Origin of the sequence: Bacteroides sp. BFG-606 (assembly GCF_024788145.1) — a bacterium.
Taxonomy (GTDB): domain Bacteria; phylum Bacteroidota; class Bacteroidia; order Bacteroidales; family Bacteroidaceae; genus Bacteroides; species Bacteroides vicugnae.
Map to the genome: position 1 here is coordinate 2,915,709 of NZ_JANUIL010000001.1, position 12,786 is coordinate 2,928,494.

A 12,786-nucleotide genomic window follows, 5' to 3' on the forward strand; every position below is an offset into this window, starting at 1 on the left:
TTAATAGTTATTGTTTATAAGCAATGTGCAGTACCCCTTCCCTTTGTTTGATGTCTACCATATTCAGTTCCATTATCATGTCGATAATAGGGTTCATGTTTGCATAGCGGTTGAGATAAGCTCCGATTTTTACCTGCTTGGCTGCGTCGTCTTCAAAAGTGTATTTGAATCCGTACCATTTGGATAGATATGACATGACATTTTCAAGAGGAATGTTTATAAAGATGAATGATCCAGACTCCCGGGAAGTATATAATTCAGCATTTACATTGGAGACGATACCTTTCTGGCTATTTTTGTCATAAAGGAAGTGTTGGTTTGGAAGCAATTCATAGTCTTCATTTTCATTGTTTATCTTTACGGCCCCACTCACTAATGTTGTACTTTCCACTCCTTCATCTGCGTAGGCCCTTACATTGAAAGAGGTTCCTGTCACCCGGATTGAAGTATGCGGTGTTTGCACGATGAATGGATGTGCTTTGTCCGGAGCAACATCAAAATAGGCTTCACCTTCAACTTGTACGATACGTTCCTTATTGTTGAAACAAATCGGATAAGTCAGTTGAGATTCTGCATTCAGATGTACTTTTGTTCCATCCGAAAGGACAATGTGACATTCCATACCATGCAGTGTACGGAGCGTATTCTTGATCTCTTTCACTTTGGGCTTGTTGGCAGGAGTTTGATAATTGATCCCTTTAGAATCAATGATGAATATTTCAGCTGCACCTTCCGGGAGGGCATTATCGAAAAGATTGAAGGTGTTGCCATTACTTAAAGTCAGTTCTCCGCCATGGGTTCCTGGAGTGATTTCGCCGATTGGTTCTCCGGCTACCCAATTATATATAAGGTAGGAAGCCGGTATTATCAGAAGCAAAATAAGAGCTGCATATTTCAGGCTCTTTCTCCATGAAAGAAAACCGGATGCTTTTTCTCCTCCCAATCGCGGGTAGATTCTGTCCCATGCTTTTTGTGAAGAGAAACTTTTGATTAACTGAGTGTTTTTTTCATACGTTTCCTCATTCAATATTCGTTTGGCTAGCTTTTGATGCTCCGGATTTTCATTAATCCATTCACGGTAGGCTTTTTCTTCCTCCGGGATAGCCGAATGAGTGAATAGGGAAGCAAGGAATTTTGCAATTCTAAAGTTTTCTTTGAATGAATTCATCGTTTTTAGGATTTGTTTGTATATAAAACAATCCAATCGAAAAAACGGGGTAATCAAAAAGTTACTTTATTTGCATAAAAATAGTAATAAGGCGTAGTTTATGCCTTTGAGGCTTTCGCGAAGTTTGCGATAGGCGAATTTCTTTAACGTATGGACAGTACCCTCTGAAATTTGCAATTTGTCAGCAATCTCATGGTTTTTTAACCCTTTCATGGAATATAAGATGATATTTCGCATTTGGGTAGGCAATTCTTCTACCGCTTTGCGAACTATGCGGAAAGTTTCTTGTTCGATAATTGCAGCTTCAAAACCGCTGTCAAACTTTTCTTGTTCCGGAAAATCTGGAATATCCAATTGTTCATGTTTGAGATGATTCAGGCATTTATTTCGGGTGACGGTATAGAGGAAGCTCTTAACTTTCAGAATGTCATCAAAATCTTCTTTTCGCTCCCAATAAACCAACAATGCATCTTGTACGATGTCTTTGCAAACCTCTTTGTCATCGATATAGTGGGATGAAAAAACACAAAGAATAGGATAGTAGTCATCAAATAGCTTTTTGAAAGCCTGTTTGTTACCACGTTTTATGTCTGCAATTATATTTTCTATATGTATGTTCACTATTTAGGGTGGAGCGATTGGTGCAGAAACTCTCTTACCCAATCTTACTTATTTTCTTCAGCTTTTCTTCTTCGATAATTTTAATCTTTCTTCCGTCGATAGTAATTAGTCTTTCCGTAGCGAATTGCGACAAGGTACGGATAGCGTTCGAAGTAGTCATATTGGAAAGATTTGCCAGATCTTCACGTGAAAGATAAATGCTCAAAGTGGAACCGTCTTCTTCAAGACCATAGCTTTCTTTCAAGAAAATGAGTGATTCGGCCAAGCGTCCGCGAATATGCTTTTGTGTCAGATTAACGGTACGTTCGTCGGAGATACCCAAGTCAATGGAGAGTTGGCGGATGAAGAACATGGCCAAATCATTATTTTGGGCAATCAGAGTAGTGATGGCACTCATAGGAATCAGGCAAATAACAGAGGGTTCGAAAGCTGCTGCTGCGGTTACAAAATCTTGTTTGGCAAAATAAGCACGATATGCAAAGTATTCGCGTGGTTTAATCATGCGGATAATCTGACTTCTCCCCCCTACACCATCTTTGAAGATTTTCACTTTACCACTGATGAGACACATCAGATGAGACGGTGTCTCTCCTTCACAGTAGATGGTTTCATTCTTTTTGTAGGTTTGTATCGTATAATTGTTCATCAGAAACTCCTTTTGCTCATTGTTTAGAGGAGCTAACATATCGGATAACGGTTCCGAAATATCGATGTCTGACATATTCATTTTTACCATGAGTGCTACAAAACTGTGTTATACAGCACAAAAGTAAAAAGAAAAAATGAGAAAATGAACGAATCTATAAAAAGATTGCACAAAAGTGGGAGCTTTCGTGCAATCTTGTGGACGTTTTATTTAGTAAATAGTAGTTCCCTGTATTTAGGCAACGGCCATATTTCGTCGTCTACTTCCATCTCCAGGTGGTCGATGTGGTCGCGGATTTGGTCAAGATACGGGCGTACTTTTTCTTCGTATGCAAATGCCCTTTCTTTGTAGTTTTCCATGTGGTTGGCTACTTTTCTTGCTTCGGTCATATCGCGCACGAGTACTTTGATAGAAGTGACCCGGTGTGAAATCTCACGAATTAATTCTTTACGGTCGGCACTCAATACTTCGTATTCTTCAGCCGGGAATATTTCTTTCAGTCCCCGAAGATTTTCGAGCAAACGGTTCTGATAGGCAACGGCAGTAGGTACGATATGGTTGATGGCGAGGTCGCCTAATACACGGCCTTCGATCTGCACCTTCATGGTGTATTTCTCCAATTCCACTTCCAAGCGGCTGTTCAATTCGGTTTCGTTGAAAATACGTTCACCGATGAGTACTGCTTTCGATTGATTATCTACATAATGCATCAGGGCTTCCGGAACATGGCAGATATTCGTCAGTCCGCGGCGTGCGGCTTCTTGTTTCCATTCTTCGGAATAGCCGTCCCCTTCGAAACGAATCGGTTCGGAGGCGATAATTGTTTCTTTCAGCAGGCGGAAGATGGCTTCATCTTTGCCTACTCCTTCTTCCATCAGTTTTTCTACCGATGCGCGGAATTCGTTCAGCTGGTTTGCCATGGCCGCATTGATTACAATCATGGAGGCGGCACAGTTGGAAGAAGAACCTGCGGCACGGAATTCGAATCGGTTTCCGGTGAATGCGAAAGGAGAAGTACGGTTGCGGTCGGTGGTATCCAGTAAAATTTCGGGGATACGTCCGATGCCTAACTTCAGCGTGGTTTTTTCTTCCGGCGTCATTTTTTCGTTTCCTACTTGGCGGACAATTTCGTCAAGAGTGGACGAGAGTTGTGAACCCAGGAAGCAAGAGAGAATGGCGGGGGAGCTTCATTGGCTCCCAAACGGTAGCTGTTGCTGGCGCTCATGATGGAGGCACGCAATAAATCTTGGTTTTTATAAACCATCATTAAGGCGTTCACCAGAAAAGTGAGGAATAGCATATTTCCTTTCGGGTTCTTTCCGGGAGCGAACAGATTGATGCCGGTGTCTGTGCAGAGCGACCAGTTGTTGTGCTTGCCCGAACCGTTTACTCCGCTATATGGCTTTTCGTGCAGGAGTACATTAAAATGATGTTTTCTGGCGATACGCTTCATCAAATCCATGACGAGCTGGTTGTGGTCGTTGGCAAGATTGCAGTTTTCGAAGATAGGGGCCAACTCAAATTGGTTGGGGGCTACTTCGTTATGACGGGTTTTGGCGGGAATACCCAGTTTGTGACACTCGATTTCGAGTTCTTTCATAAATGCAGTGACACGTGGAGGGATAGAACCGAAATAATGGTCTTCCAACTGTTGGTCTTTGGCAGAAGAATGTCCCATCAGTGTCCGTCCTGTCAGGCAGAGGTCGGGGCGTGCATTATATAAGGAAGAGTCTACAAGGAAATATTCCTGTTCCCATCCTAAATTGGTATATACGCGTGTGATGTTCTTGTCGAATAGCTGGCAGACTTCCGTTGCTGCTTTGTCTACGGCGGCAAGTGCTTTCAATAATGGAGTTTTGTAATCCAGCGCTTCACCTGTATAAGAAATGAAGATAGTGGGGATACAAAGAGTGGTATCTACTACGAATGCTGGTGAAGAAACATCCCAGGCCGTATATCCTCGCGCTTCGAAAGTGTTGCGGATACCGCCGTTAGGGAAAGAAGAGGCATCCGGTTCTTGTTGGATCAGTAGTTTTCCGGAGAAGCGTTCGATCACTCCGCCATCTTCGCCAAATTCGATAAAGCCGTCGTGCTTCTCGGCTGTTCCGTCTGTCAGAGGTTGGAACCAGTGTGTGTAGTGAGTGACGTTGAGTGACTTAGCCCAACTTTTCATACCGTTAGCAATTAAATCTGCTATTTCACGGCTGATAGGCGTACCTTTTTCGATAGCATCGGTTACAGCTTTGTAAGCTTCTTTAGGAAGATACTCTTGCATCTTCTTGCGGTCGAACACGTGGCTACCATAATAATCAGAGAGTTTGTTGGAAGGGGCAATAACTTCCAGAGGTTTCCGGTTGGAAAGCTCTTGTAAAGCAAAAAAACGCATTTTTGACATAAATGGTCTATTTTTTATCGGTTGATGGCGCAAAATTATATGTTTTTTCTGAAAGTACCCCTATTTTTGAGGGGGTATTTTCAGAAATAACTTATTTTTTATTGATAATGCCCCCTCAGGAATTTGGCACTTACGAAAACTGTAGGGCGTTTGGGTTCCATGTCGGAATTTCATATAATGAAGAACATCTATCATACTTTTACTATAAAAGATGGGTATCTATCATACCTATACTCCGTCTATCTTAGTGTAGTATTAGGTGAAGTACCCCTTTGAAGGCATCAAGATGCATACATTATAGTAAGCCGTATTATCTTACCAACATTTAGTTTGTTGCACTCTAGTGAATAGACCTTTGCACTCCAGTGAACGTTTTTTTCCACTAGAGTGCAAAGAACCGTTCACTGGAGTGCAAAGATTGACTTCTCCCTTAGAGAAAACGGTATTATCCATTGAATAATAAATTGTTAACTAGTATATTTCATATAAACAAACAATGATTTGTTTGCAAAATGCTATTGCCGTAGGAATAAAAGCAGTACACACAGAAAGAAGCAATCAGTTCTGTTGATGGGAAACACGCCAGATATACTATGAGAAATACCGCCAACGAGTATGAGAAATGAGGTGAAATCGGGGGTGTTTTGCTGAAAAACTATGAGAAATGCCTATTTAGGAAATCATTTCTCATAATCTATCTATTTGATTATATTCGCTTTATATGGATACTATGAGAATATGAGAAATGGAAACGAAAAATTCAGAAAAGAGGTCTCTGAAGCTGATAGGAAGATTGTGTTTAGTTTATTTCCGAACCGATATCAGCTAGTTCATTTTTTTATTGATTGTAATTGGGGAAAATGTTTACGCAAAATGAAGAACTAAATACGCAATTGAGAATAGATAAGAAAAATGAACCTTTTAACTTTGCGCTTATTATAACCTATTAAGCAATATATTATGGGACGAAAATTTTCACGAATGTGTTATATATTAGCTTTGACCATATTTGTATTAGTTTTTCCGGGCTTATGCACTGAGGCCGCTCCTCAATGTACCGAAACGAGTATGTGGTTGAATGGTAGTGTGGAAAAAACAACGTGGATGAAGTGTCTTCATGATACACTGTTAATGTGCAAAATATCCATTCCCGGTACGCATGACAGTGGCACTACCAAAGGTGGAGATATGTTGAAAACACAGTCTGAAACCATTCCTGTCCAGTTGCAGTTGGGAATTCGCGCTTTCGATATTCGTTTGGAAAAGAAAAATAATAAATTAGGTATCTTCCATAGTTATGCTTTTCAGGATCTATATTGGGAAGATGATGTTTTGCCCGCCTTCATTTCTTTTTTGCAGGCGTATCCTTCTGAAACATTGATTGTCTCACTGAAAAAGGAGGGCGGAGAGTTGCAGGATTATGCATCTTTAGTGTCTGCTTCTTTGAGTAATCCTGTATATCAAGATTATTTCGTAACAGATTTTCACCCTGAACTGACATTGAAAGACTGTCGCGGAAAGATTCTTTTTTTACATAGGGATTCTGCAATGATTAATTATCCGGGTGCTGCTTGTGTAGGTTGGGAAGATAATAAAACCTGTCTGCTTATTCTTTGCAATAAAGATGGGAAAGAAGGTCGTGTGTTGCTTCAAGATGAGTACCAATATGAGTCAGGCAAAGATGCTGGAAAGAAAATAACAACAATTATTCGTAATATTGATGTAGTGTCTGACCAGCCCGCTTCTTCACGTAAGTGGGGTATTAGCTTTGTCAGTGCAACCGGATTACCTTTGGGAACACCTAAGATCTTTGCAGACCAAATTAATCAACCTGTAGCAGACTATCTGGAGCAGGAACACAAACGGAACTGTGGCATTGTTTTTATTGATTTTATTAATGATAAAGGCGGTAAAGAACTGGTGGAATATTTAATTGAAAGCAATATCAAGTGAGGCTACTCTACCGAGGCAAACAAAATCTCTTTATTATGAAGTTCTTTTAGCAGAAATGCGCAAAGTGAAGAATATTATACGCATTTGGTACTTTATAAAGGGTGTCCAATTCCTACATTTGTCTATAATTAAAAATAAAAAAGTGTAATGCTATGAAACTGTCAATAGATTTAGGTGGAACCCATGTTCGGATAGCACAAGTGGAGAATGGCAGGTGTCTTAATAAGATATCGGTTGCTTGTCCATCGCAGCAAGATGCTTCTACGATTCTCAATTTACTATCTCAGCTTATTGAAAGAATGATGAACGAACATGTAGAAGGCATTGGCATAGGTGTCCCTTCTATTGTAGATTCGGAAAAAGGGGTTGTTTATAATGTGGCAAACATCTCCTCCTGGAAGGAAATTCATTTGAAAGAGGCTTTGGAAAGTGAGTTTAGAGTACCTGTTGCTATCAACAACGATTCTAATTGTTTCACTTTGGGGGTGAAAATGTTCGGTGAAGGGCAACCTTATGCCAACATGGTGGGGGTGACGATAGGAACTGGTATCGGGGCAGGGGTCATCATTGATCATCGTCTCTATGGCGGCGAATTTATGGGAGCAGGCGAAATAGGAACATTGCCATATTTAGATTCCGACTTTGAGCAATATTGTAGTAGTTTCTTTTTTAAACGGTACAATACTACTGGTGCTGAGGCTGCTGAAAAGGCAAATAGTGGAGACTGGGCTGCATTGGAAATATGGAAAGAATTTGGAATTCATTTGGGTAACCTTATGAAAGCGGTTCTTTTGGTGTATGCTCCGCAGGCTGTTATTTTGGGAGGAGGTATTGCACCAGCATTTCCTTTATTTAGAGGAGCTATGGAAAATGAGATGCGGATTTTTCCTTACAAAGTTATATTGGATAGAGTAGAGGTGAAGGTTTCCCATCAGAAAGATGCTAGTTTGTTGGGAGCTTCTGTTCTGATAAAGTAATCAAAGTATAATCTTTTTGTAAATCGAATATAATTCTGTCTTGTGACCTTTGGGGCAGATTTATAATTATCAATATTATAAACTTTAAATTTTAAATGTATGAGACAAGCAAATTTTAGGATCTATCGAAAGATTCTGACTATTTTGTTAGTGCTGTTCTTGTCTGCAAGTGCTTATGCACAGCAAATCACAGTGAAAGGAACAGTGAAAGATCAAACGGGTGAGCCTGCAATCGGAGCCAATGTTTTGATCAAGGGAACTTCTAACGGAGTCATTACAGATGTGGATGGAAAGTTCGAGTTGTCAACTGATAAAAATGCCGTATTGGTTATAAGTTATGTTGGCTATGCAAACCAGGAAGTGCAGGTTACCGGTAAACCCTTAATGATTATTCTAAAAGAGGATTCGGAACTTCTGGATGAAGTAGTTGTGTTAGGTTACGGTGCGAATTCACGTAAGCAGGATTTGTCGGCGGCTGTAGGTGTATTGAGCAATACCGAGGAATTAACCACTCGTCCGGTCAGCTCTACAGAAAGTATGCTGCAAGGTCAGCTGGCTGGTGTCACGGTACAAGCCAACGGTGGTGACCCTACTGCTACTCCTACGATTACTATCCGTGGACAAGGTTCTTACAAACGTAAAATTGCTGGTGTTGAACAAGGTGGGGATAACGTACTCTGGGTAGTTGACGGGGTTCCCGGCGCTCCTATTGCTTCAATGAGTGATATCGAATCTATCGTAGTATTGAAAGATGCTGCCTCTGCTGCTATCTATGGTGCGCAGTCAGGTGCAGGCGGTGTAATTTTGGTCACTACCAAAAAGGCTAAGGCAGGTACGCCCACTCTTAGTTACGAAGGTACTTATGGGGTTCGTCAGGCTACAAATTTGCCGGAGCCACTGAATGCTGAGGGTGAATTAGAGATGCGTAAACGCTCTTATGCCAATGCGGATATGTCACTTCCCGATGGTTGGGATGTGGCAAAAAATCCGTGGATTGGCACCACTCGTACCAATTGGATGGACGAGATTTTCCGTACAGCTTTTTATCAACGCCATAACATAGCGTTGAATGTAGGTACAGAGAATTTTTCGAGTCGTTTGTCTTTCTCATTTGATAATGACGAAGGAGTATTGATCAATACTTATAATAAGAATTATTCGATACGTTACAATGGTAAGTTCGACTTGAATAAATGGGTGTCTATCAGCGAAGATTTTGTTTGGAAAAATACGGAGAGCCGCACAAAGGATACAGACGATGCATATACAGGTCCTGTTTTATCAGCAATCTATATGCCAGCCAGTGCTACTGTATATAATCCGTTGGATGGAACTTGGGGAGGAACCACTACTGAAGATCCTGAATACATAGCTAAGTATGGAAGCAATTTTGCAGGTGCCCATGGTGATGCTGTTAACCCGGTACGTCTGTTGAAAGCGGAAAACCGTTTTAACAGAACCAGTGATGTTTGGAGTACTACAAGTTTGCAAATAGCCAATGTACTACAGGGGTTAAAGTTTACCAGCCGTTTCACTTACAATCTGAAGAGTAATAATTATAAAAATTTCCGTCCTATTCAGGATGAACCGGGTAAGCCCAATAACTCAAATAACATGGATATAACGAATTATCGTAGAGATGCATGGAAAACTGAGAATACGCTGACTTATGATAATACTTTCGGAAGACATACAGTAGGCGCATTGTTCTCTACTACAGCTGATCATTTTGTAACGCGCGGTCTTGATGTTAACGGTAAGAACTTTACCGATGAAAGCCCATATTTGCAATATCTGGCATATGCAGGTTCTACTTCGGCTACCGATTATATGACAGGTCCTGATGCCAATGTCTCATTGGTGGCCCGTTTGGCTTATTCTTACGATGATCGCTATTTTGCTACGGCCTCTTGGCGGCGCGATTATGCAGGCCGTTTACCTAAAGAAAATAATTTTGGTGACTTTCCGGCAGTTACATTGGCATGGAAGATTTCTAACGAGAAGTTCTTTAAGAAAAATGATTTCATCAGTTTGCTGAAATTGCGTGCTTCTTGGGGACGTGTTGGAAACTTGGGCTCTATTAACTATAATTACAAATCGCTTTTGTTGGGAACAACGTATTGGCAGGAACAAGCTCAATATGGTGTGATGAATAATACAACCTGGAATAATTTCGTGTATAACTCTACTGCCATGAACAAGAATCTGACATGGGAGACTTCTGAACAGTACGATTTAGGTTTGGATGTCGAAATGTTCAATAGCCGTTTGTCTTTGTCGTTCGACTACTTTGATAAGCGTACTTTTAACCTGATTCAGGAACAGACCATGGATTGGCCGAGTACTATCGGATTGGATCCGATGTTGATTAATCAAGGTGAAGTTCGCAATCGTGGTTTTGAAATATCAGCAAACTGGAGCGATCGTATCAACAAGAATTTCTCTTATTTTGTATCAGGTAACTTTTCGTATTTGAAGAACTGGGTTTCCGACATAGGTGTGAAGAATGCCGATGGTACTCCTGGCGTATGGACTGATAGTGATTCTAAATTCCGCAATATTCCTTTTACTCGTCAGACTGCAGAGGGAGAACCTTTGAATTCGTACTATTTGATTAAGACTGCCGGTATTTTCCAGAGTGATGCCGAAGTTGCTGCCTGGAATAAGGAGCATGGTACTTATGTTACCGACTCTAATGGTAACAAAGAGTGGAAAGGCATTCAGGCAAATGCCAAAGCCGGTGACTTAAAGTTCGTAGACTACAACAATGACGGTAAGATTGATGATAAAGACCGCCAATATTGCGGTAGTGCTACTCCGAAGACAACATATGCTTTCACATTAGGAGCTACTTATAAAAAACTGTCTGTCAGCGCTATGTTTCAGGGTGTAGGTGGTGCTCAGGCATTCTATGCTGCGAAATATATGACGTTGAGCGATGTAGATGGTAACTTTAACCGTACAAAGGAAATTCTGAACGCCTGGAGTCCGACGAATACCTCTTCAAATATCCCCAGACTGTCAAAGAATGATCCGAATTCAAACTTCAGTACGGCATCTGATTGGTATTTGGAGGATGCTTCTTATTTGCGCCTGAAAAACCTGACTGTTTCCTATGACTTATCAGGCGTATTGCAAAAGTGGTCGCATCTGAAAGAGCGCAGTAGTCGTATGTCTGTCTACTTCAGTGGTGAGAATCTCTTTACAATAACCGATTATTCGGGTATGGATCCGGAATGTGGCGGCTGGGATGCTATGAAATATCCTGTATCCCGGGTATTCTCTTTTGGCGTGAAATTAACTTATTAATAAAAACAGAGATTATGAAAAAATATATACCATTATTGGCTTTATCGGCCTTGTCATTATGCTCTTGCGCCGACTTTCTGGATGTGCAACCGGAAGGAAATCCTGCTACTACATCCTATTTTTTGAATGATGAACAAGCAATTGATGCCATCGACGGACTTTATGCGCCTATCCATCAGGAAAAGGGCTTCGGACGTGAATTGTTTTGGGAACAAGGGGCAGCCTGCGATATTGTTTGGGCTAAGACACGCGGTTACAATTCATTGGCAACATTTGACTATACCGGTAATGAAGATCCTATTAAGGGAGGATTTGATTTATTCTATCAAAATATGGCTCGTTCCAACTGGATTATCAAGCAGTTGCTTGACAAAGAGAAGAAAAGTGGATTGAGCGCAATAGAACATCGTAGCTTGGGCGAAGCCTTTTTTATGCGTGGCATGGCCCATTTCTGGATTGCTTACCGTTACGGAACGAAAGAACAGGGAGTTCCTTTCGTACGCTACGAAGATTTTGAGGGGGACTATGATAATTCTATTCCTCCACAGCAGGCCTCTGTAATCGATGACTATAAGTATATTATAGAAGATATGGATAAAGCTATCTCTTATTTGCCTAAATTTGAGGAATATACAGATGACGATAAAGGGCGTCCGCATAAAGCTGCCGCTGTGGCTTACAAGGCTAAAGTATATGCTTATTGGGCTACTTGGGATGCAACCCAGTGGAATAATGTGATTACTATGGTTAATTCATTGGAAACTGATTATAACCGTGACTTGGCTGACACTTTTGCTGAAATATTCTCTTCTGATTTTAAAGATTTTTGGAACAAGGAGTATATTTGGTCTATTCCTTCCAACGGCGGTTCTTCCGGTGGTGGTGTTGAATTTGTAGGTGTGATTCTGGAAGACAAAGGCTGGGGTGTGTATAACGGCTGGGGACAGATTAAGCCATCTTATGATATTTATGAAGAGATGGTGAAAGACGGTGTAGGTAATGAACGTCTGGTACGTTCCATTTTGGAATATAATCAGGAATTCCAGTTCTTTGGCGAAAAACGTAAGTTCTATTCTGATACGAACCTGGATGTAGGTTTCCAAATCAATAAGTATATGGATCCCTTTAAGCATAAGGATGCCGATAAAGAGGGGTATGTAAACACGAATGGAAACTGGCCGACTGCCCGTATAAACTTCCCGTTGATTCGTTTTGCTGAAATGTTGCTGTTCCGCGCGGAGGCTTATCTGATGACAGACCAACCGGGTAAAGCCAAAGAGGACTTGAACCGTATTCGCAAACGGTCTAACCTGACAGAATTGACTGAAAACCCTACTATGGCGGATTTGTATCACGAACGCCGTTGTGAATTAGCTTTTGAATATACCGACCATTTGTTCGACCTCAAGCGTTGGCATCGTTCTTCAAATGCTGAAATTAAACAACTGGCAGAGAAGGAACTGAACGCCAGTCCACGTATCCGTAAGTATGCAGACCGTTCTAATCCTGAATCCAGCTTTACTATAGAACCTTATGGTGACTATAAGGTAAAGAGTACTTATAAAGATTATATGATGGTATTCCCATATCCGTATGACCAGATAACTAAGTCTAATGGTAAGTTGAAACAGAATGACGGCTATAATTAATCTTTCTTTTTGAAAGATATCCATCATGAAATAGAACATTAGTCTGATCTGCAAGGATTGACATCCCA

At 41.0% G+C, this 12,786-nt stretch carries 7 protein-coding genes and 1 pseudogene; 4 read left to right on the plus strand and 4 right to left on the minus strand.

The window, feature by feature from the left end:
* Positions 1–7 precede the first annotated feature (7 nt).
* From NXV01_RS10350 to NXV01_RS10365, 4 genes and pseudogenes are all read right to left on the minus strand, one after another.
* Complete coding sequence (locus NXV01_RS10350) at positions 8–1,168, minus strand: FecR family protein (RefSeq protein ID WP_259022312.1); 1,161 nt, start codon at positions 1,166–1,168, stop codon at positions 8–10.
* 66 nt (positions 1,169–1,234) lie between these two features.
* The gene (locus tag NXV01_RS10355; protein ID WP_148364364.1) at positions 1,235–1,789 is read right to left on the minus strand and encodes an RNA polymerase sigma-70 factor; all 555 of its coding nucleotides are present in this window, start codon (positions 1,787–1,789) and stop codon (positions 1,235–1,237) included.
* 34 nt (positions 1,790–1,823) lie between these two features.
* The gene (locus NXV01_RS10360) at positions 1,824–2,525 is read right to left on the minus strand and encodes a Crp/Fnr family transcriptional regulator (protein ID WP_148364365.1); all 702 of its coding nucleotides are present in this window, start codon (positions 2,523–2,525) and stop codon (positions 1,824–1,826) included.
* Positions 2,526–2,641: 116 nt separating this feature from the next.
* Positions 2,642–4,830, minus strand: a pseudogene (locus NXV01_RS10365) (glutamine synthetase III).
* Positions 4,831–5,790: 960 nt separating this feature from the next.
* Between NXV01_RS10365 and NXV01_RS10370 the strand changes: the two are divergent.
* The 4 genes from NXV01_RS10370 to NXV01_RS10385 all read left to right on the plus strand — a co-directional run bounded on the left by NXV01_RS10370 (position 5,791) and on the right by NXV01_RS10385 (position 12,718).
* Positions 5,791–6,783, plus strand: coding sequence for a phosphatidylinositol-specific phospholipase C (locus NXV01_RS10370; protein ID WP_148364367.1), 993 nt, complete (start codon positions 5,791–5,793; stop codon positions 6,781–6,783).
* A gap of 152 nt (positions 6,784–6,935) precedes the next feature.
* Positions 6,936–7,760, plus strand: a complete 825-nt coding sequence (locus NXV01_RS10375) for an ROK family protein (RefSeq protein WP_259022313.1) — start codon at positions 6,936–6,938, stop codon at positions 7,758–7,760.
* Positions 7,761–7,859: 99 nt separating this feature from the next.
* The gene (locus NXV01_RS10380) at positions 7,860–11,069 is read left to right on the plus strand and encodes a TonB-dependent receptor (protein WP_258979647.1); all 3,210 of its coding nucleotides are present in this window, start codon (positions 7,860–7,862) and stop codon (positions 11,067–11,069) included.
* A 14-nt stretch (positions 11,070–11,083) separates the two neighbouring features.
* Positions 11,084–12,718, plus strand: coding sequence for a RagB/SusD family nutrient uptake outer membrane protein (locus tag NXV01_RS10385; RefSeq protein ID WP_148364370.1), 1,635 nt, complete (start codon positions 11,084–11,086; stop codon positions 12,716–12,718).
* Positions 12,719–12,786: the final 68 nt, after the last annotated feature.

Coding starts and splice junctions, on each gene's coding strand:
- NXV01_RS10370 (WP_148364367.1), top strand. CDS start 5,791: ATGGGACGAAAATTTTCACGAATGTGTTATATATTAGCTTTGACCATA.
- NXV01_RS10375 (WP_259022313.1), top strand. CDS start 6,936: ATGAAACTGTCAATAGATTTAGGTGGAACCCATGTTCGGATAGCACAA.
- NXV01_RS10350 (WP_259022312.1), bottom strand. CDS start 1,168: ATGAATTCATTCAAAGAAAACTTTAGAATTGCAAAATTCCTTGCTTCC.
- NXV01_RS10380 (WP_258979647.1), top strand. CDS start 7,860: ATGAGACAAGCAAATTTTAGGATCTATCGAAAGATTCTGACTATTTTG.
- NXV01_RS10385 (WP_148364370.1), top strand. CDS start 11,084: ATGAAAAAATATATACCATTATTGGCTTTATCGGCCTTGTCATTATGC.
- NXV01_RS10360 (WP_148364365.1), bottom strand. CDS start 2,525: ATGGTAAAAATGAATATGTCAGACATCGATATTTCGGAACCGTTATCC.